The following is a 25,007-nucleotide window of genomic DNA, read 5'->3' on the forward strand; positions in this document are numbered from 1 at the left end:
GCGTTCCCGGGCCCGCATCGGGACCCGGGCTCGGCGCCCGGGGGAGCGGGTGGAAGCTAGCGCGCCCGTTCCACCCGGGACTCGTCCCAGACGGGCTCGGCGGATTCGTAGACCTTGCCGTCGGATCCGAAGACGAGGAAACGGTCGAAGGACTTCGCGAACCAGCGATCGTGCGTGACGGCGAGGACAGTGCCCTCGAACGCGTCGATCGCGCGTTCCAATGCTTCGCCGGAGTGCAGGTCCAGGTTGTCCGTGGGTTCGTCCAGAAGCAGGAGGGTGGCGCCGGACAGCTGGAGGAGCAGGATCTGGAAACGCGCCTGCTGCCCGCCGGAGAGCGACTCGTACTTCTGCTCGGCCGAGCCCACCAGCCCGTAGGAGTCGAGCGCGCCGGAAGCGGCTTCGCGGCCCAGACCGGAACGGTGTTCGTCGCCCCGGTGCAGGATGTCCAGGAGCGTCCGGCCGAGAAGATCCGGACGGGAATGGGTCTGCGCAAAGAATCCGGGACGGATCCTGGCACCTAGTTTAACGGTGCCTTCGTGCGGGACCTCAGCGATTTCGACGTCGGAAACGGGCAAGTGCTCGCGCTCCGGGTCGGTGCCGCCTGCCGCGAGGAGCCGCAGGAAGTGGCTCTTGCCCGAACCATTGGAACCGAGCACGCCCACGCGGTCGCCGAACCAGATCTCGGTGGAGAACGGCTTCATCAAGCCCGTGAGTTCAAGCTTTTCAGCCACCACGGCGCGCTTGGCCGTCCGGCCTCCCTTGAGGCGCATGTGCACGTTCTGCTCCAGCGGCAGGGCTTCGGGCGGTCCGGCCTCCAGGAACTTGGCGAGCCGCGTCTGTGCGGCCTGGTACTTGTTGGCCATGTCGGAGCGGAATGCAGCCTTGGTCTTATACATGATGACGAGTTCCTTGAGCTTCAGGTGCTCCTCGTCCCAGCGCTTGCGCAGTTCCTCGAAGCGCGCGTTGCGGTCGATACGCGCTTCCACATACGTGCCGAAACCCCCGCCGTGCACCCAGGCACCGGCCCCGTTGATGCCGGGCTCAAGGGTCACGATGCGGCCCGCCGCGTTGTTGAGCAGCTCGCGGTCGTGGCTGATGAAGAAGACCGTCTTCTTGGATTCGTTGAGCTTGCCTTCGAGCCAACGCTTGCCTGGAACGTCGAGGTAGTTGTCCGGTTCGTCGAGGAGGAGAAGCTGATCCGGTCCGGAGAACAGTGCCTCAAGCACCAGCCGCTTCTGCTCGCCGCCCGAAAGGCTCGACGCCGGTCGGTGCTGTGCGCGGTCAAAGGGGATGCCGAGTGCGGCCATGCAGACCTCGTCCCATACGGTCTCGACGTCGTACCCTCCGGCGTCTCCCCAGTCCACGATCGCTTGGGCGTACCGCATCTGGGTGGGCTCGTCGTCGTGCTCCATCATGGCAAGCTCGGCGTCTTCGACCGCCTTGGCGGCCGCGGCGAGGGCCGGCGGCGCGGCTGAAACGAGCAGGTCACGCACGGTGGATTCATCGCGGACCTGCCCGACAAACTGGCGCATGATGCCCATGGTGCCGGAACGGCCCACCACTCCTTCGTCGGGCGTGAGGTCGCCGGCGATGATCTTGAACAGGGTGGTCTTTCCCGTTCCGTTGGGCCCGATGAGGGCCGTTTTGCTGCCGTCCGGGACCTTGAAGGTCACACCGTTGAGCAGCTGGGTGCCGTCGGAGAGGAAGTAGTCGATGCCTGAAACGTCAATATGGGCCACTGCCCAATCTTCCCACGGACCGCGGGGACTCCTCAGCCGCTCGCTCAGGCCGACAGTTCGCCGATTACCGCACCGGTGAGATAGCGCTGGATTGTCGGCCCCAGCGCTTGGACGACGACGGCGTGCGGGGCCGAAGCGATCGGCTCCAGTTTGATCAGGTAACGGGTCAGGATGAGTCCGGAAAGCTGCGATGCCACCAGGCTTCCGCGCCACGAAGCCTCTTCCGCCGGGACACCAAGGCCAGCGAGCAACGGTTTGATAGCCCGGTTGAGGATGAACTCGCGGACCAGTGCCGCACTCCATTCGTGTTGCATGGCCGTGCGGAGAACGGCGACTCCGGCCGCCCCCGCGGAAGAGTCCCAAACTGTCAGGAAGCGCGATACCAACCGCTCCCCGACGCCGTCCCGCGGCCCGTCAAGGACAGCCGTCAGGTGTTCCTTGGGATCCACGGGTGACTCGAGTGCAGCCATGAACAGCTGCTCCTTGGTGCCGAAATGATGGTTGATCATGGATGGATCCACCCCGGCCTCGGCCGCGATGGCCCGGACTGTTGCGGCGTCATAACCTTTGCGGCTGAACTGTTCGCGGGCCGCACGGAGAACCGCGTCCCGGCTGCTCACCTGTCCCGGGCGGCGACCCCTGTTCACACCGGTTTCCGGTTCACGGCGGGCTTCCGGCGCGCAAAGTCCGGAGCGTGCTCGGGCCGCGGCCCGAAGGCGATCATGAGCGCCGGAAGTTTCCCGAATCCGGGTACGTGTCGGGCGGCAAACACCACCAGACCCGGCGGGCCGACCAACTGGCCTTTTACTGCGGGGCCGAAGACCGCTTTCTGGATGAGGAGCTGCATATTCTGGATCACCACGGTGGGGAACCAGCGGCGCTTCTGCACTGAAGCGAGATCTGCCTCGACAAGGGTGCCCTGAAGCAATGGGCGGGCGATGCGCCGGGCTGCCGCAACGGCGTCCTGGATAGCCAGGTTGATCCCCACACCGCCTGCGGGAGACATCGCGTGGGCGGCGTCTCCGATGAGGAGGAGGCCTGGTTTGTGCCAGGGCTTGATCCGGTTGAGCTTCACATCGAGCAAATGGAGATCGTCCATGGACCTGATTTCATCCACGCGGTCCGCCAGATCCGGGCGGATTCGGGCCACGCGGGAACGGAAGCTCTCCACCCCTTCGGCACGCATTTGCGGGTCCTTGCCCTTCTCCGCGATGTAGCCGATCTGGTAGAAGTCCTTGCGCGTCAGGCTGAGGAGCACATCGGTGCCGGAGAAGCGGGGCATGATCGAGGCCAACTGTCCCTGTTCGTCCGCGCGCCGGGAGAGCCTGAACCACCAGGTGTCGAACGGCACGGGGAACTCGCGGGGGACCAGCCCTGCCTTCTGCCGGAGCACCGAGCTGCGGCCGTCGCATGCCACCGTCAACGTCGCGCGAAGCTCCCCCGTCCCGGTTTCCACTCCGGACGCCGCGTCCCGGATGCGGTACGCCACCCCGGCGACCTTCCCGCCGTCGTCGTACAGCAGATCTGTGGCCTCGGTGTTCATCCGGAGCGTGAACTGCGGCTCTTGCTGTGCGGCGTCCACCAGGAAATTCAGGAGGTCCCATTGCGGAACCATGGCTACGTAATCGTAGGGCGGCTTGAGGCGATCGAAGTCGACCAGGGTCACTTCCTTGCCGCCCGCGGGGAGTTTGAAATTGCCGAGCTTGCTTTGGGGCAAAGCCCGGAATCCCTCGCCCAGCCCAAGCTCATCCAAGAGACGGATGATGGAGGGGTGGACGGTGTCACCGCGGAAGTCGCGCAGGAAGTCGGCGTGCTTTTCGAAGACGGTGACGTCGACGCCGGCCCGGGCCAGCAAGAGTCCGAGCATCACCCCCGCCGGGCCCCCGCCCGCGATGACGCATGTGGTGCTTTCAGGCTGGTCCATGGCCACTCCCACCGTTGCAACTAATTCAACAAGCGTTGAATTAAGTGTGCACCCGCCGGGGAGGCCTGTCCACAGGGCGCCCATCCCCCCGGCGACCCTCGCTCACATATATCCCTCTTTCCGGCGACGCTCGCTCACTTATCGTGCCGAAATACTGTGCAGCTCAGCCTGCCGCGGTCAGGAATGTCCAGTTACGAGCTGGTGCGGCCCGGGTACGGGGTGTGTGGCAAGTTCGCGATGATCGCGGCGTGACAGCCTGAGAATACGTCCATCCAGAGAACAAACACCAGTGGTCTGCGGACGGCTCAGCCAGCCGCGGTGAGGAACGATTTGAGCAGCGGGCCGCTGGTTGTCGCACCGAGCCCACCGTCTTCCACGAACACTGCCACCGCCAGATCTCCGTGCACTGCGACAATCCAGGCGTGCGTCTTGGGCGGATTGTCGTTTCCGAACTCGGCCGTCCCGGTCTTCGCGCCAACGGGTGCCCCCGGCACCGACGCGAGGAAACCCGCGTGGCCGGAGGTCACCACAGCCCTCATCATGTCGCTAAGCGCGGCTGCCTCCGCCGGCGTAACCGGCTTGTCGGACGCCGGCGCGGCGGGAGACGCCGTCACGGCGGGAGAGGCCGACGACGACGGCGCGCCGGAAGCCGTCGGCGTGGCACCCGCAGAGGGTGAGGCTGAGCCGGGGTTCAGCACGAGTTGCGGCGACACCGGCGCGCCGTGGGCCACTGAAGCTGCCATGATCGCCGCAGCCAGCGGGGAAAGCAGCACTTTGCCCTGGCCGATCATCGAAGCCGCGTGCTCGGTGCCGTCGGCGTTTCCCGGCACGGATCCCAGGAAGGCATCGGCCCCCAGTTTCGGGGCTTGGACTGCCACTCCCAATGAAGTTGCCGCGGATTGGAGCTGGGCTTGGCTGACCTTGTCCCGGGAACTGATGAAGGCCGTGTTGCACGAATGGGCAAAAGCGTCCCGCAAAGCAACCGAGCCGAGCGACGACTCCGGATAGCCTTCGGCGTTTTTGAAGGTCCGGCCGTCCACTGTAATTGTTGGCGTACATTCAACCTTGGAATCCGGCGTCATTCCGTTGCGGATCAAAGCGAGGGAATCAACGATCTTGAACGTCGAACCAGGCGCGTACTGCCCCAGCATTGCCGTGTTGTAGCCGTTGCTTCCAGGGCCGGACGCCGCTGCGAGAACGGCGCCGGTGGAGGGGCGGAGCGCCACTATGGCCGAGGCCGGGCCGACGCCGCCCAAGGTGTCTTCAGCGAGTTGCTGCAAACGCGGATCCAGGGTGGTCTTCAACGGATCGCCGGGCTTCACATTGACGGCAAAAAGCAATCGGCGGGGGTCGGGCCTCGCGGCCTTGATCTGGTCGTCGGTCATGCCCTGCGGCCGGGTCTTGATGGAGACTCCATCCTGACCTCGGAGTTGCGCGTCATACTGCTCCTGCAGGCCGCCTGTTCCCACAGTGTCTCCTACCTTGAGGGCACCCCCGGCCTTTTGGATCTGTTCGGCGCTTGCCTCAGCCGCGGTACCCAACACAGCCCGGGCGAAGGTGCGCGTCGGTGCCAAAGGCAGGAAATCTGGAATGCCACGAGCGCCCGGAATCGACGCAATCTGCTGGTCCGTGACTGTCCGGTTTCCGTCCTCGCGCAGGGTGATGGCGCTGACGAATGCCTGTGGACCGGACGCCTGGACTTGCTTCACATACGCGGCTTCGTCCACGCCGACCAGTTGTGCGAGCTTCGCCGCCGAAGCTGCAGGATCAACCGATCCAATCGTTGTCTTGTCGATGCCCACGTGAACCACTGGACGGTAGCTGACCAATTTCGCGTCCCCTGCGCCGAGGATATCGGCCCTGGACGGGGAAGTGACGGTCTTGTCCAGTACCTCTCCGTCCTTAAGGTCCGGCTCCAAGAGTGTTGTAGTCCATTGGACGGCCCACTTGTCGCCCGCCTTCTTCAGCGCGGCCTGGGAGGTGTACTTCCACTCCGCTGTTCCGATCTTCCACGTGAAGTTGAGCGGGACCGACGCTTTGTCGCCGTCGAGCTTCACAGCACCGCTTTCAACGGACGGCTTGGCCGGAGCGAGGGCCGCAAACACCGCCTTGAGCTGTTCATTCGCCGCTGCGGCATCCTTGCCGTCGACGGCGAGCGATCCGACGTCGAGCGCCGCGAGGGACGACGCGAGCTGCTTGGCCGCGCCCTCCGCCCCGGAGCGGCCGTCATCGCAAGCGGTCAGCGAGCCGGCGATCATCAGGGCGGCAAGCCCCAGGACAAGATTCTTGATTTTCCCCATTTGCGCCATTATGCCTTCTTGGGCCGACCGGAATGGTCCAAATCACAGCACGTTGCGCTTTTGTGATGCTTCAGGCACCTCGACTTCCCGCAGACCCTACTGACTCCGGATGATCCTGCGCTGGGTTGCTGCCGCGATGGCGGCGGTCCGGTTGTCGACGCCCAGCTTGCCGTAAATGTGCACCAAATGGGTCTTGACTGTGGCCTCGGAAATGAAGAGTTGCTTCGCCATCGCGCGGTTGCTCATCCCGGTGGCGAGGAGCTCCACGAGTTGCACTTCACGTGCACTCAGAGCGTGCACCGGATTGCGGATCCGCCCCACGAGCCGCGCAGCGACCTCCGGCGCAAGGGCCGTTTGACCCGCTGCCGCAGACACCACGGCCTGCCGGATTTGCTCGGGTGGCGCGTCTTTGAGCATGTATCCGCTGGCACCGGCTTCCACTGCGGCGAGAATGTCGGCGTCGTTGTCGTAGGTGGTCAGGATCAGGACCGGCGGTGGGGGAGTTCCGGCTTCACCGGCTTTGATCCTGCCGGTAGCGGTGACGCCGTCCATCCCCGAGCCCATTTGCAAGTCCATGAGGACCACGTCCACGGGTTCTCCGAGGGTGTGGAGCTTTGCCAGTTCAGCCAACGCGGCGCCCCCGTCGGTCGCTTCCGCCACCACTTGGACGCCTTCAAAATCGGCAAGCATGGCCCGGAGCCCTGCGCGGACCACGGGATGATCGTCAACCAGCAAAACCCTGATGTTGTTGCTCATGGGGATGCCTCCAAAGCCGGGTTGCCAGTACCCAAGGGCAGCCGGATTGCCACCACAGTCCCCTCGCCGGGAGCCGACTCGACATCGAGGGTTCCGTCCAGGGCCGCGAGCCGCTCGCGCAGGCTTGTGAGCCCGACGCCGGTTCCGTCACCGCGGATTGCCGCGGCAGCGGCCGCTGCGGGGTCGAAGCCCGTGCCGTCGTCGAACACGTCCATGGTCACTTCTGCGTCCAGGAAGGACAGGGTGACGACGGCGGTGCTCGCCTGGGCATGCGCCCACACGTTCGCAAGGGAAGACTGTGCCGCGCGCAACAAAGTGGTCTGGTAAGGGTTGGGAAGCGCCACCGGCTTGCCCTGGAGCTCGAAGCGGCAGCGCAACGTCGCTCCGCGTGCGGCGGCCTCGGCCTCGGTCTTGGCGCAGAGGCGACGCAGGGTGTCTGCAAGGGTGGAATCGTCCAGTTCCGGGGGCCCGAGTCCCCGGACAAAATTCCGGGCCTCCGCAAGGTTGCTGGCTGCTGTCTCCCGGACGGTCCTGAGCCGGTCACGGGCCGCGGCGTTGTCACCGGCGTCGAGGGCCTTCTCGGCCGAGCGCCCCATCAGGACGATGCTCGAGAATCCCTGCGCCAGGGTGTCGTGGATTTCACGGGCGAGTCGTTCGCGCTCAGCCAGCACACCAGCGTCGTGCTGGCTGCGTGCCAACTCGGCCCGGGTGCGGCGCAATTCCTCAGCGGCGAGGCGCTCATTCTCTGCCTCGACGTAGAGCGCCCGATACGCCAGGCCTGTGACAACCGCGAAGGCGGCCCCGAAAACAGGCCCGAGGACCATGGCAGATTGCAAGGCATCCGCCCCGGCACCACGGTTATGGAACCACATGGCTGCGATCAGCAGTGCGGTGCTGGCAGCTATGGCCGGGAGGGCGAAGCGCCGCGGCAAGATATGCAGTTGCAGGAAGAACAACGGGAAAGCCATCCAAGCGAAGTCCGGACTGATGAGCATGAGCACCAGCCACAGGAAACCCACGACGGCGAGCCACCAGCGCGCGTAAGGCTTCGGATCGAAGCGCCCAGGATTGCCGGCGTGCCTCTTTTCGAGAACCGTCCCCACGAGGTAGACGGCAGCCAGTAGAAGCGCAAGGCCGAGGCCGGAACCCGTGGCGAAAGGGGAAAGTCCCGCCACCGCAAGCCTAAGGACGGCGACCAGCAGAAGCACCGCGAAACCGACGTGCAGGCTCACGCGCAGGACACGCAAAATCATGGCCGAGCCACCGGGCTGCGCCGTCTCTTTGGGCTGCGCTGTGACGCTGGGCTGCGGGGTGGCTTGCGGCAAATCGTCTCCCTGCATGCCCTCCAGCGTAGTCTCGCGCGCCGACACTCTTGCCCCGATTCCGTGGCATTCGGGCCCAATCAACCAAAAGGTTGATCCGCGGGTCAACCAAGGCGATCGGATGAGTCCATCCACTTCCTGATGTTTCATGCGCCAACTGGCCGGAGAGTTGAAACAGGACCAGAAGATCGCCTCCGAACCAAAGGAATTCCATGTTTCTCGCAGTGCGCGACATCCGCTTCGCCAAGGGCCGCTTCGCCCTCATGGGAAGCGTCGTCGCCCTCATCACACTCCTTCTCGTCATGCTCTCCGGACTGACCGCGGGCCTCGGCAACCAGTCGACGTCGGCTATTGCAGGCCTTCCAGCGCAGCAAATCGCCTTCGGCGCGCCCGCCGGTGGCGAGGCCAAGGCGTCTTATACGGAATCGGAGGTGTCCAACAAGCAGCTCGAAGCCTGGCGGAACCGGCCGGGCGTTGCTTCTGCCGAGGCCGTGGGTATCAGCCAGACGCGGTTCCAGTCCCTCGATTCGTCCAATAATGCCGCGGGCACCGCCAACGTCGCGGTCTTCGGGGCCGACGACGGCATCTCGCCAGTGGCGGTCAAGGAAAGCGAGGTGGTGGTCGGGGAGTCCTTGGCGAAGGAACTGAGGCTGACTATCGGGACCCGCGTGACCGTAGGCGGTACCAACCTGACGGTTTCCGCCGTCACCCGGGACGAGTGGTATTCGCACACCGGAGTCATCTGGACCTCCCTGGCCACGTGGCAGAAGCTCGCACATATTCCTGCCGGGGAATCGATTGGGACGGTCCTTGCTGTGACGTACGGCGCCGGCGCCTCCGTGGACCTCGACGCCGCCAATTCGGTGGCCGGTACTGTCACCGCCACCCCCAGCGGCTCATTCCAGGCCCTCGGCTCCTACAAGAGCGAAAACGGCTCGCTGATGCTCATGCAGGCTTTCCTCTACGGCATCTCGGCGCTTGTCATCGTGGCATTCCTGACCGTCTGGACTGTCCAGCGCACACGGGACATCGCGGTGCTCAAGGCCATGGGTGCCTCATCCGCCTATGTGGTGCGGGACGCATTGGTCCAAGCGGGCATCGTACTGCTCGCCGGCGCGGGACTGGGTGGGGGCCTTGGTGTGCTGGGCGGCTTCTTCGCCGCCAAGGCGGCCCCGTTCCTCGTGACTCCGCTGACTACGCTCGTCCCGATTGCCGGGATCGTGATCCTCGGCCTTGGCGGTGCAGCGGTTGCCGTACGCAGCATCACCCGAGTGGATCCGCTGATCGCCCTCGGCGGCAACTAGGCCATTCGAACAGTTAATATTCCACGAAAGGCATATTCATGAACTCCGCACTAAACCTCGTCAATGTCACCCTGGAATACCCCGACGGAGACTCCACCCTCAAGGCCCTGGACGCCGTGGATCTCCGCGTGGACGCCAGCGAATTCTTTTCCCTCGTGGGCCCGTCCGGCTCAGGAAAGTCCTCGCTTTTGGCCGTGGCTGCAACACTGGTCCGGCCAAGTTCCGGGCTCGTCATCATCGACGGCACGGATGCCACCGGACTCAAGGACACAGAACTCACTTCCATGCGCCGGGAAAAAGTGGGCATCATCTTCCAGCAAGCCAATCTCCTACCGTCACTGACCGCCGTCGAGCAGCTGATCATCGGGGACCACCTCCGGGGAAAGCCCGCCGCCAAGGCACGAAAGCGCGCTACGGAACTGCTCGACGTCGTCGGGCTCGGGACTTCGCTCAACAAGCGGCCGCACCAGCTCTCCGGAGGCCAGCGGCAGCGCGTAAACATCGCGAGGGCGCTCATGGGCCAGCCCCGGGTGCTGCTCGTCGACGAGCCGACGGCTGCCTTGGATCACGAGCGCAGTGAATCGATCGTGCGGTTGCTGCGGCAGGTCACGGACGAATTCGCGACGGCGACCGTCATGGTCACGCACGACACCGAGTTCCTGCCGCTCACCGATTCGGTCGCAACCATGCGGGACGGGCGCCTCGGTTTGGGCGTACCCGTCGGCCCACCCAACTAGCTCGCATTAGATGTCGTTCTGAGCCCTCAAAACGACAACAAATGCGAGCCAGTTGGGGGGGGAAACGCGAAGGGTCAGTCCCCGATCAAAGCCTCGTCCTGGGAATCGTCATAGGCATCACGGGCCTTGAGGATACTGGGCACGTGGTCCTCCGCCCAGAGACGCAAAAGGGTCAATGGCTCCAACAGGGACGCTCCAAGCTCGGTCAGTTCGTAGTCGACGCGAGGTGGCACCTGCGCGTGGACGGTCCGGGTGATGAGACCGTCGCGCTCCAGGGTGCGAAGGGTCTGGGTGAGCACCTTGGGAGTCACTACGTGGACCATCTTGCGAAGCTCGGAGAAACGGATGGGGCCGTCCGCGAGGACCTGGACCACCAACGAGGCCCACTTGTCGCCGATGCGCTGAAAGATCACTCGAGACGGGCAATCGGGGTCAAGGATGTTTGCCGGCAGCATGTTGGTATCCATGAGGTAACTAAGTTCCTTTGAAGCTATCAGTATCAATTAGATACTGTTTTGATATTGCAAGGATAGCAACCCAAGGAGAGTCATGAAAATCGCAGTTTACGGGGCAACAGGCATGGTCGGAAGCCAGATCGTCAACGAATCCCTCACCCGCGGCCACGAAGTCACCGCCATCTCCCGCAAGGGCTCGGAGGTTGCCGGAGCGAAGGCTCTCGCCGCCGACCTCGCTGATGGCCAGAGCTTCGCGGAGATCGCCAAGGAGCACGACGCCGTCATCCTCGCCACCGGCCCGAGCCGCACCGGCGGAGACCACGGAGAATGGCTTGCGGCAATGGACACCGCCTACAGCAACGCCGAAGGCACGCGCCTGATGATCGTCGGCGGCGCAGGAACGCTGGAGATCGACGGCGTCCGCCTCCTCGATTCGCCCGACTTCCCTGAGGTCTACAAGGCCGAGGCAACCACAGCGGCCGCAGCCTTCGCCGCCGTCAAGGAAGCTCCCGAGAACCTGGATTGGACCGTACTCGCGCCCGCGCCGGTCATCCAGCCAGGTGAGCGCACGGCAAAGTACTCCACTGCCAAGGATTCTCCCGCTGGCAACACCATCTCCACCCAGGACTACGCGGTCGCCATGTTGGACGAAATCGAATCTCCGGCCCACCGCCGCGCCCGGTTCACCGCGGCTAACTAACCCAACGCCCGCTCACATATAAAGGCCCATCTCCCAACGCTCGCTCACATATGAGGGAAAACAACGGATCGCTAGCGCAGATCATCTGCAGGAGCGATCCGTCGTTGGTCACATAGGTGAGCGGGCGTCGAGGAAAAAGGGCAGATATGTGAGCGGGCGTCGGAGGGTTATACGCCGAGGCCAAGCCCGGGTATCTTCAGACCGAACATGTCATTCAAGGCATATTTCGCAGCGTGATACCCGGGCATTCCTGTTACTCCGGGCCCAGGGGGCGTTGAGGATGAACACAAGTACACTCCTGGGATGGGCGTCCGCCATGGCACCGTTGAAAACACGGGACGCCGCACCAATCCCCGAATGTCCATCAGTCCTGCGCTGAAGTCTCCACCAACATAGTTCGCGTTGTATTCCGCCAAGCCTGCCGCCGTCGTCGTTTTCCAGCCGATCACCACGTCGCGGAAGCCCGGCGCGAATTCCTCAATCCTGGAGATGACCGCCTCGGCCATGTCCACAGTCGATCCTTTGGGCACGTGGCAATAGGACCAGAGAATGTGCCGCCCGACGGGAGCGCGCCCGGGATCGACAATAGATGGCTGGGCAACCAGGATGTAGGGCTTCGCGGGGTGTCGGCCAGCCGCTACCAGGTTCTCGGCTTCGGCCATGGCGTCACGCGTGCCACCTACGTGGACCGTCCCGGCGGCGGCCAGACCTGGAGCTGTCCAGGGCACCGGCCCGGAGAGGATGAAATCCACCTTGCACGCTGCATTCCCGAACCGGAATGCTTCCAGCGACCGCCTGTAGCGGTCGGGAATCGCCGAACCGGCCATACGCAGCAGTGCCGGGGGAGCAACGTCCAACAGGATGGCCTTCGCGGGGCGCAGCTCTTCGAGGGAATCGATCTGCACGCCGGTCTCAATCACTCCGCCGTGGGCCTCGATGTCCCGGACCATGGCCTCCGCTATAGCCACAGAGCCACCAACGGGAATGGGCCACCCGCCGGCATGAGCCAACGCACCCAGAAGGAGTCCCGCCCCGGCGGCGGCGAGCGAAGGAAGCGGCCCGACAGCGTGCGCCGCGACCCCGGTCAGGAGTGCGGGAGCCGCTTCCCCGGAAAAGTGCCGGTTCCACCACGGCGAACCCTGCTCCAGGGTCGCCAAGCCAAGTCGTAACGCCGCCACCGGATCGGCCGGGATCCTCAGCAGTTGGTTCTGCGTCACATCCAGCACCCCGTCGAGCCGCTCCACGAGCGGTCCCATCAGGCGGGTAAACGCAGATCCGTCGGGCCCGAGTTCAGAAGCCGTCCGCTCCAGCGAGCGATAGGCGAGGGCTGCCCTGCCGCCGTCGAGCGGAGTTCCGTATTGGATTTCGGGCAATCGCAGCTCCACGCGCCGCTCGAGTTCAAACTCCTGGAAGAAACGCGAAGCCAGCGCCATCGGATGGACCGCGGAACAGACATCGTAGACGTGCCCCGGTTCCAGCAGCTCAGCTGTCCGTGTTCCCCCACCGATCGTCTCGGCGGCCTCATACACCCGCACAGCCAGGCCCGCGCGGGCCATGACTACAGCGGCGGCCAAGCCGTTAGGTCCGGAGCCGACGACGGCGACCTCAGCCATCGCCTTCGGCCTCGCCGCGTGTAGAGTCCACTGAGTCGTGGGAAGGTTTCGGCGTATCTACCCCGGATTGCGCGTCAAGCACGGACTCAGCCTCCACGGCGTTCAAGGCATCGCGCCGCCAAGGCAGCACCGATGCCGCCGGGTTCTTGAGGTCTATCCGGAACCAATCTTCGGCGACGTTGAACTCACCACCGTGGGGGTCGTCCACACCGTGGACTCGGAGGGGATCCAGGTGAGGTTCCCAGATGTCCCATGCAACCCTCAACATCAAATATGCTGTTGCGGCCATGTGTAACGTGACGGCCATGACGTAGTACGGCATATCGATGTTGTTCTGCGCGGCCCCGCCGCTGGTCGTCTGGCCCAGATACATCCACGTGGCGGTCCAATGCAACGCCTCGGCCGCCTGCCAGAGCAGGAAATCACGCCAGCGGGGTCTGGCCAAAGCCAGCAATGGCACCAGCCAAAGGACATATTGGGGCGAATAGACCTTATTGCTCAGGATGAAAGCTGCCACTATCAGAAACGTCAACTGGGCCAGCCGCGGGCGCCGCGGCGCTGTCAAAGCCAATCCGGCAATCAAAACGCAGGCAATGAGGAACATGTCCATCGCCAGGGCATTGATGGCCTCCGGGCCAAGCTGGACCAGTTGAAGGCGTTCCGCAACGAGGTTGTAGGCGAACCACGGCGAGCTGTATCCAGCGGGGCGATCACGGGTGTAGTCGAAAAAGTAGCGCCAGCCGGCCGGGTTGACGACTGCGACCGGGACATTGACTGCGAGCCAGGCTACCGTGGCGGACAAAGTGGTCACAACAAGGACCCGCAGCCGGCCGCTGCGTAGGGCTAGTAAAAAGACTGCGCCCAGCATGAGCAGCGGATAGAGCTTGGTGGCTGTCCCCAAACCGATGAACAGACCGGCCAGGACGGGACGATCCTTTGCGAAGAAGTACATCCCCACCGCGAGCATCGCCACTGCCCACATATCCCAATTGATGACTCCGGCCAGCACGATCCCGGGCGCCAGGGCCACCATGGCAGCGTCCCACGGCCGGCGCCGATTGATGCGCGCGGTGGCCAGGACCACCACGATCCACATGGCCGCAATCAGGGTCGCGTTCACATCGAAATAGCCGAGGATCCGTTCGGGGCTTGCGCCGTGCCCCGGTACGAGCCATGTAGTAACACCCGCAATCAGCCCCGTGATCACGGGATATTCGAACAGGGCTTTCTGATCGAAGATCGGAAACACGCCGTCCGCAAGGCCCCGGCTGCCGAAAAGTTCCGGGAAATCCGAGTAGCAGGTGGCGTAGAACTGCTGGGGAGTGTGCCAACCGTTGACGCGGCAATAGCCCTTGATCAAGATCGACAGGAGTGCCGCAACGATCGTGAGGATGATCAGGACCCGCTCAACGGTGAAGAATCCCGGGGAGATTGCCCCGGGGGAGGACCGCCCCCCGAGGGGTCCGCCGATCAACTCGGTGAAGTTCCTGAGCAAGGAATCACTACGGGTGGGAACCACAAAGCGGGCACGCTTTTCCTGGCTGTGCGGCTTCGTCTCCTGCATGGAATCGAGCTTACCTTCAGGCCCGGCGAACAGGTTCCGGCAAGCCGCGTCGGACGGCCCCGCGCCTGGCTCCCGCGTTAAGAGGCGGAAGCCCACGCGTAGCCGCGTGGGCTTCCGAGGCGAACAGTCCGATGTGTGCCATCAGTCCCTCCTGTAATGCAGTGGTGGGGACCGTCAGCGGATGATGCCCATTTGGTGCAGGACGACGTAGACGTCTTCCCGGCGTTGGTCCAGCAGTTGTCCGTTGAAAAGGGTCTTGTCTTTGACGACGGGCTTGCCGTTGAAGACCATCAGGTCCTTGAGGCGCTTGGCCAAGGGTTCACCTCCTTTCGTGTTGAAGAGAATTGCCGGAATTCGGGCATGACAATTAAGCCCCCTTAATTCGAAGAAAGCAGCGGCAGAATTAGGCATGTGAACGCCGGGCAATGATGGGTGGATTAAGCGGATTTATCGAATGACCGTGTGAGTACCGAAGCATGGAGTTCCGGTAGGTGGTATCCAGGGGCAGCCGTCCCCAACAAGAAGCTGGTTCCGAACTATGAGGACACTGCGCACCACGTCAATCGCGTGATACCGCTCAATGGCAGGCCCAACCCGGAGCCTGACTGCACCGTGAACTGCCCCGAATAATCAGGGTAGGAAGTACATCAGGGGGAGTTAGGCCGCAAAACGGCGTCGAGCAGCGAAGGCCGGGGCGCCAGCAACGGTCATCTTCCATCCGCTAGTCAAAGTAATCATTTTCCCAACCTCCTTTTCTGCTTTGGCACTACCGCAGCTGACTGACTGGGTAGTGCACGCCTCAATCCCGGCGGATCGCTCTGGAATCAAAAATAAAGTTACACCATGAATCGCGCTGTTGACCAGCCAATTACAAACAATTTAGAAATTAATTCTTCCTACAGTCCCCAGCGAAGAATGGCAGGCGTCCGCTTGTCCCAACCCAAAGTGCAAACTTTGGCTGTTCCCAGGACAAAGTGGCGGCCTTCCCGGGCATCCAATTCAAGCCAGCGGGCCGTGAGGATGCGGGAAAAATGCCCGTGGGCCACAATCAGGACGTTATCCATTCCAGACTCGAGGACGCGTGCAATGATCTTGTCGGCACGGGCTGCCACGGAGTCGAGAGTCTCGCCGTTGGGAACGCCGTCGAACCAGATGAGGTAGTCCGGGTTGTCTTTGCGGATGAGGTCCGAGCTGATGCCTTCGTAGTCGCCGTAGTTCCACTCCACAGCGAGCGGTTCATGAACGGCGTCGGGGAAGCCCGCCAACTCCGCGGTACGCCGTGCCCGGCGCAGCGGCGATGTCAGGACCAGGTCGAAATCGATGCCTTCCAAGATCTTCCGGGCTTCCACCGCCTGCTGTTCGCCTTCCACCGTCAAGGGAAGGTCCGTCAAACCGGTGTATTGGCCGCTCTTGGACCATTCGGTCTCCCCGTGACGCATGATCCAGAGCTGTGGCCGGGAAGGCTTGGCTGCAGGGTTCACTTCAGGACTCCTCTGGTTCGGCGGTGCCTGCTTTGGCATCGACGGCTGGTTCCGATGAAAGTTCGACGGCGGACTCGGGTTGCCCGGCCCACCACGCCACGAGCTTGGACTCGGCATCCTCCTGGGACAGCGGACCGTTTTCCATGCGCTCCTCCAGGAGGAATTTATAGGCGCGGCCAACCACGGGCCCGGGCTTGAGTCCCAGCAAAGCCATGATCTGCGCGCCGTCCAAGTCCGGCCGGATGGCATTGAGCGATTCCTGTTCGGCCAGGACCTCTATCCGTTGCTCAAGGTCATCGTAGGCAAAGGAGAGCCGCTCCGCCTTGCGCTGGTTACGTGTGGTGACGTCGGACCGTGTGAGTCGGTGCAGGCGCTCCAGCAAGGGGCCGGCGTCTGCCACGTATCGGCGGACCGCGGAATCGGTCCAGCCCGCATCCCCATAGCCGTAGAAACGCATGTGAAGCTCTACAAGCCGCGCCACGGCCTTGATGGTGTCGTTGTCGAAGCGCAGGGCCTTCATGCGTTTTGCGGTCAGCTTGGAGCCGACCATGTCGTGGTGGCGGAAGCTCACTGCGCCGCCCGGTTCGAAACGGCGCGTCGCCGGCTTCCCGACGTCGTGCATCAGCGCGGCGAAGCGCAACACAAAGTCCGGGCCAGGCACCGGGCCGTCCGGGCCGGTCTCGAGCGACGCGGCTTGCTCCAGGACCTGAAGGGAGTGCTGGTAGACGTCCTTGTGCCGGTGGTGCTCATCGGCTTCAAGGCGCAGCGCAGAAACCTCGGGCAGGACGAATTCGGCTAGTCCGGTATCCACGAGGAGGTCGATGCCCGCACGCGGATGCGCACCATTAATGAGCTTGACGAGCTCCTCGCGCACACGCTCGGCGGAAATGATCTTGATCCGCTCGGCCATGCCGGACATTGCGAGGCGGACGTCGTCGTGCACCGCAACGCCGAGCTGCGCAGCGAAACGGGCGGCGCGCATCATGCGCAGGGGATCGTCGGAAAAGGATGATTCCGGTGCGCCCGGGGTTGCGAGTACCGAGGCATGGAGGTCGCGGACCCCGCCGAACGGATCCACGAGTTCCAGGGAGGGCAGCCGGAGCGCCATGGCGTTGATGGTGAAGTCGCGGCGTAGGAGGTCGTCCAGCAGCGAGGAGCCGAAGGCGACCGCCGGCTTGCGGGAATCGGCGTCGTAGGCCTCGGCCCGGTACGTCGTGATCTCAATCTGGAAGCCGGACTTCTTCATACCGATCGTTCCAAAGGCGCGGCCGATCTCCCAGAAATTGTCGGCCCACCTCTTGATGATGGAAAGCGTCTGGTCCGGAGTTGCGTCAGTGGTGAAATCCAGGTCCGGCGAGACGCGGCCGAGGAAAAGGTCCCGCACCGGGCCGCCAACCAGCGACAGTTCGAATCCAGCGTCCACAAACCGCTGCCCGAGGTCCAGGACCACTGGATCCATCTGGAAATTAACTGAAGAACTGTCCAATACTTGCGCCATAGTTCCTTAAGCTTGTCAGATTTCGCTGCGCCATCCCACCGGATCCATGTCATTGCGCTGTGATTGCGTCGCGACGGCACCGGGATCACGGGCGAGCGCCATCCGTACGTCACCCCGAGTCCATGTCCCGGTCATCACCAACGGGCAAGAGTCGTTAGAGTGGACTTCATGGCCAACCCGATCCCGAGTGCTCCTGGCAGGAGGACGAACGCACCATTGCCGTCGGCAATTGGTGCCCACGTCGCGCCCGCCCCGCACCCGGCCCAGGCGGCCCTTCCGACGGTGGAGGAAGTCTCCGCAGGCGGCGTCGTTGTAGACACGTCCGACGGCGAACTAAGGGTTGCGATCATCGCCCGCCTTAATAGGGGTGGCCGGCTCGAGTGGTGCCTTCCGAAGGGGCATCCGGAGGGCAAGGAAAACAACGAAGAAGCAGCCGTACGCGAGATTGCTGAGGAGACCGGGATCGAAGGAAACGTCCTCGCTCCCCTCGGCAGCATCGACTACTGGTTCACCGTAAGCGGGCACCGGGTCCACAAAACCGTGCACCATTTTCTCTTGCGCGCGACCGGGGGAGAGCTGACCATCGAGAACGATCCCGATCAAGAGGCCATCGATGCCGCTTGGGTTCCCCTCCAGGAATTGGCCCGCAAGCTGTCCTTTCCCAATGAGCGGCGTATCGCCGATCTTGCCCGGGAAGTCCTGCCCGAACACCTCTAACGCGGCCTTTCCCACCGCCTGACGCCGGTTTGACGCACCTTCCAGCCCGGCTCATGGGACGATAATGACAATGTCTGCCGCCAAAACAACCCAGTCACCCCAGTCCGGAGAAACACGTTCCAGCGCCGTCATGGCCGCGGGGACGCTCGTTTCACGGTTCCTCGGCTTCGCCAAAACCTGGATGCTTGGCGCCGCACTGGGCCTGGGATCGACGGTCAATGACACCTTCATCAACGCCAACAACCTGCCCAACCTGATCTTCCTCCTGGTCGCGGGCGGCGTGTTCAACGCCGTACTTGTCCCGCAAATCATTAAAGCGAGCAAGGGCCCGGACCGCGGCGCGGACTACATCAGCCGGCTCCTGACCTTGGCCGTGCTGGTTCTCTTGACGCTCACGGCGCTGGTCACACTGGCTGCGCCGATGGTCATCGATCTCACTACACAGGGCTATTCACCCCAGCAGAAGTCGCTGGCCGTAACCTTTGCGTTCTATTGCCTCCCGCAGATCTTCTTCTACGGTTTGTATGCGCTCCTGACCCAGGTCCTCAACGCCAACGGTGCTTTCGGCCCCGCCATGTGGGCACCGATCCTGAACAACGTAGTGGCCATCGCAGGACTGGGCATGTTCATCTGGATCCTTGGCGCCAACAACACCAACCCCCACACCTTGGACAATTGGGGGCCTTTCCAGACCTTCCTGATCGCCGGCTTCTCCACCGTCGGCGTACTAGCGCAGACCGCCATACTCCTCATCCCGGTGATCCGCCTGCGGCTCGGGCTCCGGCCCCGCTTTGGCTGGAGGGGCGTGGGCCTGGGCCAGGCAGCGAAATTGAGCGTCTGGACGCTCCTGACCGCCGCCGTCGGGCAGCTCGCTTTCCTTTACGTCATGAGGATCGCGACGATTCCCGGTTCCGAGCGGCTCCGCCTGGAGCACGCGCAGGACCCGGCGGCCGCCACCCTCCCCGGTAACGCGGTCCTCGAAGTCGCAAGCCAGCTATATCTGCTGCCGCACTCGATCATTGCGTTGTCGCTCGCCACGGTGCTCTTCAACCGCATGGCACATGCCTCCCAGGCAGGCAACAAGGCCGAGTTGCGCGAGGCCCTTTCGCATGGACTGCGGACCATGGCCGTCGCCACTGTCTTCGGGGCCCTGGCCCTGTTCGCCCTCGCCGGACCGCTGGGCATGTTCTTCTCCGGCGGGAAGCCCCAGGATGGCGTCATGCTCGCCCAGACCCTGACGATCCTCGCGCTGAGCACGCCCTTCATGAGCGCCAACTTCATGATGTCCCGCGTCTTCTACGCCAACGAAGACGCCCGGACCCCTTTCTACATCCAGCTCATGTTGGCCCTGCTCAACGTTGTGGGCGCGTTCATCATCCAGTTCCTGCCGGTGGGCCGGATCATCTTCGCGATCGCCGTCCTGTACACGCTTGGCAACATCCTTTCCGTGGTCATCAGCGTCTGGTTCCTGCGCCGCCTCCTCGGCCATGTGGACGGCCCGCGGATCGCAAACTCCTACATTCGCATGGGTTACGCAGCCTTGGGCTCGGCGATCGCCGGCGCATTGGCCTTATGGCTCCTCGGCAGCTATCACGCCGACGGCTTTGCCTGGAGCAGCAGGCCCGCCGCTTTGGTGACGGTGGTCGTCGTCGGGCCCGTCATGCTGCTTGCGTACCTTTTCCTGCTGCGCGTCTTCCACGTCAGTGAGCTGCGCGATTTGCTCCGGCCGGTTCTCGGCCGGCTCGGCCGGGGTGTTCCAGTCGAGAAAACACCGCCCGCGGGCGGAAAGCAGACCCCGACGCCGGTCCGCGCCACAGTGTCCGACGACACCGGGCTCATTCCGCGCATCTCGGGCGAATTCGACGCAGCATCCTTCCGCGCCGGTCCCGCCTTGCAAACCATCCCTTCCAAGGACGGGTGGGATGGCGGCCATGATCCTGACCGCTTTGCCGATAGGGGCATTGCCGAAGGGAAAGATACGGTGGACGCTTGGTCCGACATCGAGAAGTCATATCTGCCGGATGAAGACATCCCCAGCACCGCCCAAGGGGCCGCAGGCCGCCCGGGCATCCCGTTGCCTGGCCGCCGTACCTATCAGGGGACGCCGGGAAACAACCCATATTTCCGCGGTGGACCCCGCCGCAAAAGGTGACGCATCCTCGCAAACCCGGAGCCGGAACGGCCCAATCAGCTAGGATCAGAAACTAATACAGGTAGTTGCAGACCACGGGTCACCCGGCTGGCCGGATCCCGTATTCAGGACCCGCAGCTTCCGGACAGTCATAGGAGGAACCCGTGTCCCACCCGATCGATGTCGGATCAGTGCTTGGCGGCCGCTACAAAGTCACAGCCACCGTGTTGACTTCGCACGACCAAGATCTGGTGCTCGACGGCGTGGACCAGGTCCTCAACAGGCCTGTCAGCATCCTCGTGGCCGGCCCCGGAAACGCTGAGCAGGTCGCCAAAAGCGCCCGCGAGGTAGCCACTGGGGAACGGCCCGGCCATGTCCAGATCCTCGATCTCGGCGTGAGCGACAGCACCACGTACCTCATCACCAACCACAGCAGCGCTCCTGACCTACTGGATCTCGTAGTGGCCACCAACCCGCCCTACGTCGAACCGTTCTTCACGGACACACTTGGCAGCGAGATCTTCGGCCAGGCTAGGTCCCACGAACCCGAGACCTACGACGGACTGTACGACGAAGAAGAGCACGACGCCGAGTACATCAGTTACGACGAGGTCGAGCCCCATCCCGCCGGCGATTCGTTGCAGGGCGCCCCGGCACCTGCGGATCCGCGCCGCCCGGTGGTTCCTCCCATGCCTGCTGCCCGGCCGACGTCGGCCCCTGGGGGCATCGGTTCCCGCATCGCTGCTGCGGCAGCGGGAGCAGGGGCGGCTGCCGCTGCGGCCGCAGCCGCCGTAAAGGGTACCGGAAGATCAACCAGCGACCACGGCGAAGCCACACCTTCCGGGAGGGCCGGATCCGCTTCGGCCGCCGAGTCGAGCCGGACCGCTCCCCAGCAAATCCAAGAGGCACCCGCCACGCAGGCTGTTCCGGCGTCCACCCCTCCGGCGCCTACCTCCGCGAACCCCGCCCAGGAATCCAAGGTCTCTCTCTGGTCCGAAGACGACTACGGCTTTGTTAACGACGACGCCGGATCCAGAGGTGCGGGCGCTTCTCGCGGTGCGGCCGCAGCTACCGGCGGATACAGCCGAGGAGCATCGAGCTTCCCCTCGACGGCGCGCGAGCAGGCAGAGCCCCTCGACGAGGACGAATACTACGACGAAGAGCCAGTCCGCGAGCCCCGTTCCTTCCGTTGGCTCGTGGGTGGGGTCCTTGCCGCCGTCTTGATCGTGGGTTTGGTTCTGGCTGTCACCAATCTCGGCAACCTCATCCCCGGCGGGACTCCGGCAGCCAAGCAGACCTCCACAGCTTCTCAGACAGTGACCGGACAGCCGAGTAGCAGTGCATCAGCAGTAGCGCCGGTCGCGGCGCCGCCGGTCATTGATGGAGTCACCCGCATGGGCGATTTCGAATTCGCCGCGAGCTACGACAAAGACCTGGTCAAGGCTTACGACGGCAACGCCGCGAGTTACTGGTCGGACATGGAGTTCGCCACCGCGGACTGGGGCGGCCTGGCCCCTGATGGAGTTTCGCTGCTCGTCAAGCTCAAGGCACCCTCACAAGTAACGTCCGTCACCTTGAGTCAATTAGGCGCATCCGGTGGAAACATCAACGTTTACACCAATGACCGTCCTGCTATGGATGGGGCCAAATTGGTAGGCACCAACAGCTTCACCTCACCGGAGCTCACCATGCCGCTCAGTTCACCTGTGACTGCCCAGTACGTCATCATCTCCATCAAGTCCCTGCCCAAACTGACCGCGCCCAAGACGCGCTACGGGTTCGGCCTGCGCCTTGCGGAGATCAAAGTCCAGTAATCGACGGCGGAAGGCCTGCGCTGCCGGACGGTACCCTGAATGGTGGCGGATATAAGGGTCCGCGGGAACATCGGAATATTCCGCGCCGACAAAGGGTTGTGCCATGTGGCCGGCCGCAAGGATCCGGTGCATCGACTAAGGAAGAGGTTCACCCACCAGTGAGCAACGCAGAAAACACCGCGTCCAACGTACGTGATGTCATCATCGTAGGCTCAGGGCCTGCCGGTTACACAGCGGCCGTCTACACGGCCCGCGCCAACATGAAACCGCTGCTCATCGCCGGTTCCGTGACTGCCGGTGGCGAACTGATGAACACAACGGACGTCGAAAACTACCCCGGTTTCCCCGAAGGCGTCATGGGACCTGATCTCATGGAGAACTTCGAAAAGCAGGCGGCACGCTTTGGGACTGAGATTCAGTTCGAGGACGTCACTGAACTGGACCTCGACGGCGACATCAAGTCCGTGACGATCGGCACGGGGGAGACCTTCAAGGCACGCGCCATCATTCTTTCCACGGGTTCCGCATACCGCGAGCTCGGCCTGGCGAATGAAAAGCGTCTTTCCGGACACGGCGTGAGCTGGTGTGCAACCTGTGACGGTTTCTTCTTCAAGGACCAGGACATCGCAGTGATCGGCGGCGGGGACTCTGCCATGGAGGAAGCACTTTTCCTCACGAAGTTCGCCAAGTCCGTCACCGTGGTACACCGCCGCGACGCCCTCAAGGCTTCGAAAATCATGGGTGACCGTGCGCAGGCCCACGAGAAGATCAATTTCGTGTGGAACACCGCCGTCGAAGACGTCATCGGTGGGGACAAGGTGACCGGCTTGAAGCTGAAGAACCTCGTCGACGGCACCGAGTCCGAACTCGCCGTCACTGGCGTTTTCGTGGCCATTGGCAACGATCCCCGCACGGAACTCGTAAAGGGAAAGCTGGAGCTCGCCCCTGAAGGCACCATCGCCGTCGACGGACGCAGCTCCAAGACCAGCATCAAGGGCGTCTTCGCCGCCGGCGACGTCGTGGACCCCACCTACCGCCAGGCCATCACGGCAGCTGGTTCCGGTTGTGTCGCGGCTTTGGACGTCGAGCACTATCTTGCAGACCTGCACGCCTAATCGGCACGGCAGCCATCCATTCGAAGGGAAAGAATTATGAGCAACGCTAAAAACGTTACCGACGCCAGTTTCAGCACCGACGTCCTGGCCGCTGAAAAGCCGGTCATTGTGGACTTCTGGGCGGAGTGGTGCGGCCCGTGCCGCAAGTTGGGTCCCATCCTCGACGAAATCTCGGTTGAGTACGGAGACAAGGTTGACGTCGTCAAGCTGAATGTCGACGACAACCCAGCCATCGCCGCTGAATACGGCATCACGTCTATTCCGGCGGTTTACCTCTTCAGTGGGGGAGAAGTGAAGAGCACAGTTATTGGCGCCAAGCCGAAGCAGTTCTTCGAAAAGGAATTTGAATCCGTACTGTCCTAGGACGTCGGGCGCCCCTTTAGCGGTCGCTTCTGATTCGGCCGTTGGCCCTCGCACTTGAGCGAGGGCCAACGGCTTTTTCGTGCCTTTAGTATGCGGTCTCGGGAGTCGTGGTCTCGCGACTGGCGGTGCTGGTGGTGAATGTTGGTAGGCCGATGCAAGCGCTGTTGCTGCTCACGGACTGCCGATGCAACAAGCAAACCAATTTCAATGTCAAAATCGATAACTTTTTCGGGGAACGGCCAGGACTGGCGTGAAATCTGTTGTGCGACTGGAGTCGGGCTCGGATAAGGTCGATAGCCAGCAGGATTGGCATGGATCAACGACTAAACGGCACGCGCACTGTCGATTCTTCTGAGTCGTCCGTTGATGTCGCGGTGTCCGCGCTGTTGCAGCGTTTATGGTTTAGTGCCGACGACGAGGTATTCGAATGGGCTGTTTCACGTGAAACAACTCCGTCCCTTCGTGGAGTGCCGCGGCTCTGAATTTTCGAATTCGGTTCGAAGTAGAGCCTCGCATGCGCTCAGCATTCGCATCGTTTCACGTGAAACACGGCTAACCGTTTGAGAGTACTCGGCATGGACCTTAGTGTTGGAATTCGGTGCGGGCAAAGAGCGCGAAAGTTGGCATTCGTAAGGTTTCACGTGAAACGTGAGTCGCTGCTCATTGTAGGGGGCTACAGGCATTGGCCGACCTGTCTGTCGACGGTGGTGGCGTGTTCAACTTGCCATGAATTCCCAAACCCCTCGAACCTTGCGATCGCACCCTTCTTGCAGGCTCCTTGGGGCACTCCTAGCCAAGGGACTGATCCCGGGTCACCCTTCACTGATAGTTGGTGGAGTCCTGCGGAAAACCTTCCAAGCTCCATGTTTCACGTGAAACACAGTGACGACCCGAACTTCTTGTCACTCCTCATCGGCCAGGACTCGATACGACCTCGCACGCGTCCTTCGCGACGGCCCCACCGACACGCCCACGCGCGGTTGCTCGCACTTAGCTTAAGACGCAGAGAATCAACACGAGCACGCTTCGAGTCCTTCGAACGGAGTTCGCTACGTCTCGCGGATGCGAGGGATAATCGCCTTCCCACCACTACCGCGAATGTCCTATCCAAAACGTATAGAAGCAGGGAAAAAGCGAAGCGCGGGTGCGCCGCCGCGCCCGACTTCGGAGCTGCTGGTCGAAGAGATAACCACCAGCAATTAATTTGAGTTGATTCACCCGGCATCAGTCATCATCCGGACTCCGGAGTTCAGTCCGTCGTCTATACAGAGACATCGGTACCTTACGGTGGCAGTTAGACACTCCGGATATCAACAGAGCAGGTAGAACCCCTACGACAGGGTACTGAGCGAGGCTCAGCCGTCCGCGGCTCTCCAGTGGGATGCGAGTCCCGCTATTTGGCCTGCCTATCCCTATTGAGTCTTGCGGGCCGGGGCTGCGCACGCACATCAGGTCCAGTGCCCCCAAGTGAGTG

General features: G+C 63.1%; 20 protein-coding genes. 8 read left to right on the forward strand and 12 right to left on the reverse strand.

The features are described from left to right. Positions 1–56: 56 nt before the first annotated feature. The 6 genes from ACSKT0_RS23885 to ACSKT0_RS23910 form a co-directional block, all read right to left on the reverse strand. Positions 57–1,739 carry an ABC-F family ATP-binding cassette domain-containing protein gene (locus ACSKT0_RS23885; protein ID WP_437771942.1) on the reverse strand — a complete coding sequence of 561 codons (1,683 nt, stop codon included), beginning with the start codon at positions 1,737–1,739 and terminating at the stop codon, positions 57–59. Positions 1,740–1,783: 44 nt separating this feature from the next. Then, positions 1,784–2,359: a TetR/AcrR family transcriptional regulator gene (locus tag ACSKT0_RS23890; protein ID WP_437771943.1), complete on the reverse strand. Its 576-nt coding sequence runs from the start codon at positions 2,357–2,359 to the stop codon at positions 1,784–1,786. Between the two features lie 23 nt (positions 2,360–2,382). Beyond that, complete coding sequence (locus ACSKT0_RS23895; RefSeq protein ID WP_437771944.1) at positions 2,383–3,663, reverse strand: FAD-dependent oxidoreductase; 1,281 nt, start codon at positions 3,661–3,663, stop codon at positions 2,383–2,385. 305 nt (positions 3,664–3,968) lie between these two features. After that, positions 3,969–5,963 (reverse strand): penicillin-binding transpeptidase domain-containing protein, encoded by a 1,995-nt coding sequence (locus ACSKT0_RS23900; RefSeq protein ID WP_437771945.1) that lies wholly within the window; start codon positions 5,961–5,963, stop codon positions 3,969–3,971. Positions 5,964–6,059: 96 nt separating this feature from the next. Next, positions 6,060–6,719 (reverse strand): response regulator, encoded by a 660-nt coding sequence (locus tag ACSKT0_RS23905; protein WP_437771946.1) that lies wholly within the window; start codon positions 6,717–6,719, stop codon positions 6,060–6,062. Beyond that, positions 6,716–7,972, reverse strand: coding sequence for a sensor histidine kinase (locus ACSKT0_RS23910; protein ID WP_437774106.1), 1,257 nt, complete (start codon positions 7,970–7,972; stop codon positions 6,716–6,718). Before ACSKT0_RS23910 ends, ACSKT0_RS23905 begins: the two co-directional genes overlap by 4 nt. Positions 7,973–8,253: 281 nt before the next feature. On the opposite strand from ACSKT0_RS23910, the gene ACSKT0_RS23915 reads away from it, so the two are divergent. Then, a complete protein-coding gene (locus ACSKT0_RS23915) occupies positions 8,254–9,345 on the forward strand; it encodes an ABC transporter permease (protein ID WP_437771947.1) in 1,092 nt (363 codons plus the stop codon). Between the two features lie 38 nt (positions 9,346–9,383). Further along, positions 9,384–10,082 (forward strand): ABC transporter ATP-binding protein, encoded by a 699-nt coding sequence (locus ACSKT0_RS23920; protein WP_437771948.1) that lies wholly within the window; start codon positions 9,384–9,386, stop codon positions 10,080–10,082. Positions 10,083–10,156: 74 nt separating this feature from the next. On the opposite strand, the gene ACSKT0_RS23925 is transcribed toward ACSKT0_RS23920, so the two are convergent. After that, entirely contained in the window at positions 10,157–10,549 is a 393-nt protein-coding gene (locus ACSKT0_RS23925; RefSeq protein ID WP_437771949.1) for a winged helix-turn-helix transcriptional regulator, read from the reverse strand. 82 nt (positions 10,550–10,631) lie between these two features. Between ACSKT0_RS23925 and ACSKT0_RS23930 the strand changes: the two genes are divergently transcribed. Continuing rightward, positions 10,632–11,237: an NAD(P)-dependent oxidoreductase gene (locus ACSKT0_RS23930; RefSeq protein WP_437771950.1), complete on the forward strand. Its 606-nt coding sequence runs from the start codon at positions 10,632–10,634 to the stop codon at positions 11,235–11,237. A 167-nt stretch (positions 11,238–11,404) separates the two neighbouring features. On the opposite strand, the gene ACSKT0_RS23935 is transcribed toward ACSKT0_RS23930, so the two are convergent. From ACSKT0_RS23935 to ACSKT0_RS23955, 5 genes are all read right to left on the reverse strand, one after another. After that, on the reverse strand, positions 11,405–12,850 hold the full coding sequence (locus ACSKT0_RS23935; RefSeq protein ID WP_437771951.1) for a phytoene desaturase family protein: 1,446 nt from the start codon (positions 12,848–12,850) through the stop codon (positions 11,405–11,407). After that, positions 12,843–14,414, reverse strand: coding sequence for a glycosyltransferase family 87 protein (locus tag ACSKT0_RS23940; RefSeq protein ID WP_437771952.1), 1,572 nt, complete (start codon positions 14,412–14,414; stop codon positions 12,843–12,845). Before ACSKT0_RS23940 ends, ACSKT0_RS23935 begins: the two co-directional genes overlap by 8 nt. 174 nt (positions 14,415–14,588) lie before the next feature. After that, positions 14,589–14,729 (reverse strand): hypothetical protein, encoded by a 141-nt coding sequence (locus ACSKT0_RS23945; RefSeq protein ID WP_172465581.1) that lies wholly within the window; start codon positions 14,727–14,729, stop codon positions 14,589–14,591. A 581-nt stretch (positions 14,730–15,310) separates the two neighbouring features. Beyond that, positions 15,311–15,895: a histidine phosphatase family protein gene (locus tag ACSKT0_RS23950; protein WP_059388855.1), complete on the reverse strand. Its 585-nt coding sequence runs from the start codon at positions 15,893–15,895 to the stop codon at positions 15,311–15,313. Position 15,896: 1 nt separating this feature from the next. After that, a complete protein-coding gene (locus tag ACSKT0_RS23955; protein WP_437771953.1) occupies positions 15,897–17,393 on the reverse strand; it encodes a CCA tRNA nucleotidyltransferase in 1,497 nt (498 codons plus the stop codon). Positions 17,394–17,609: 216 nt separating this feature from the next. On the opposite strand from ACSKT0_RS23955, the gene ACSKT0_RS23960 reads away from it, so the two are divergent. From ACSKT0_RS23960 to trxA, 5 genes are all read left to right on the forward strand, one after another. Continuing rightward, on the forward strand, positions 17,610–18,110 hold the full coding sequence (locus tag ACSKT0_RS23960) for an NUDIX hydrolase (protein ID WP_059388857.1): 501 nt from the start codon (positions 17,610–17,612) through the stop codon (positions 18,108–18,110). 70 nt (positions 18,111–18,180) lie between these two features. Continuing rightward, complete coding sequence (gene murJ, locus ACSKT0_RS23965) at positions 18,181–20,262, forward strand: murein biosynthesis integral membrane protein MurJ (RefSeq protein ID WP_437771954.1); 2,082 nt, start codon at positions 18,181–18,183, stop codon at positions 20,260–20,262. Positions 20,263–20,405: 143 nt separating this feature from the next. Beyond that, the gene (locus tag ACSKT0_RS23970; RefSeq protein WP_437771955.1) at positions 20,406–22,055 is read left to right on the forward strand and encodes an ABC transporter substrate-binding protein; all 1,650 of its coding nucleotides are present in this window, start codon (positions 20,406–20,408) and stop codon (positions 22,053–22,055) included. Between the two features lie 158 nt (positions 22,056–22,213). Next, positions 22,214–23,170 (forward strand): thioredoxin-disulfide reductase, encoded by a 957-nt coding sequence (gene trxB, locus ACSKT0_RS23975; RefSeq protein WP_437771956.1) that lies wholly within the window; start codon positions 22,214–22,216, stop codon positions 23,168–23,170. A gap of 36 nt (positions 23,171–23,206) precedes the next feature. Then, on the forward strand, positions 23,207–23,533 hold the full coding sequence (gene trxA, locus ACSKT0_RS23980; RefSeq protein WP_078107075.1) for a thioredoxin: 327 nt from the start codon (positions 23,207–23,209) through the stop codon (positions 23,531–23,533). Positions 23,534–25,007: the final 1,474 nt, after the last annotated feature.

Source organism: Arthrobacter sp. KNU40 (genome assembly GCF_051515115.1).
GTDB lineage: Bacteria > Actinomycetota > Actinomycetes > Actinomycetales > Micrococcaceae > Arthrobacter.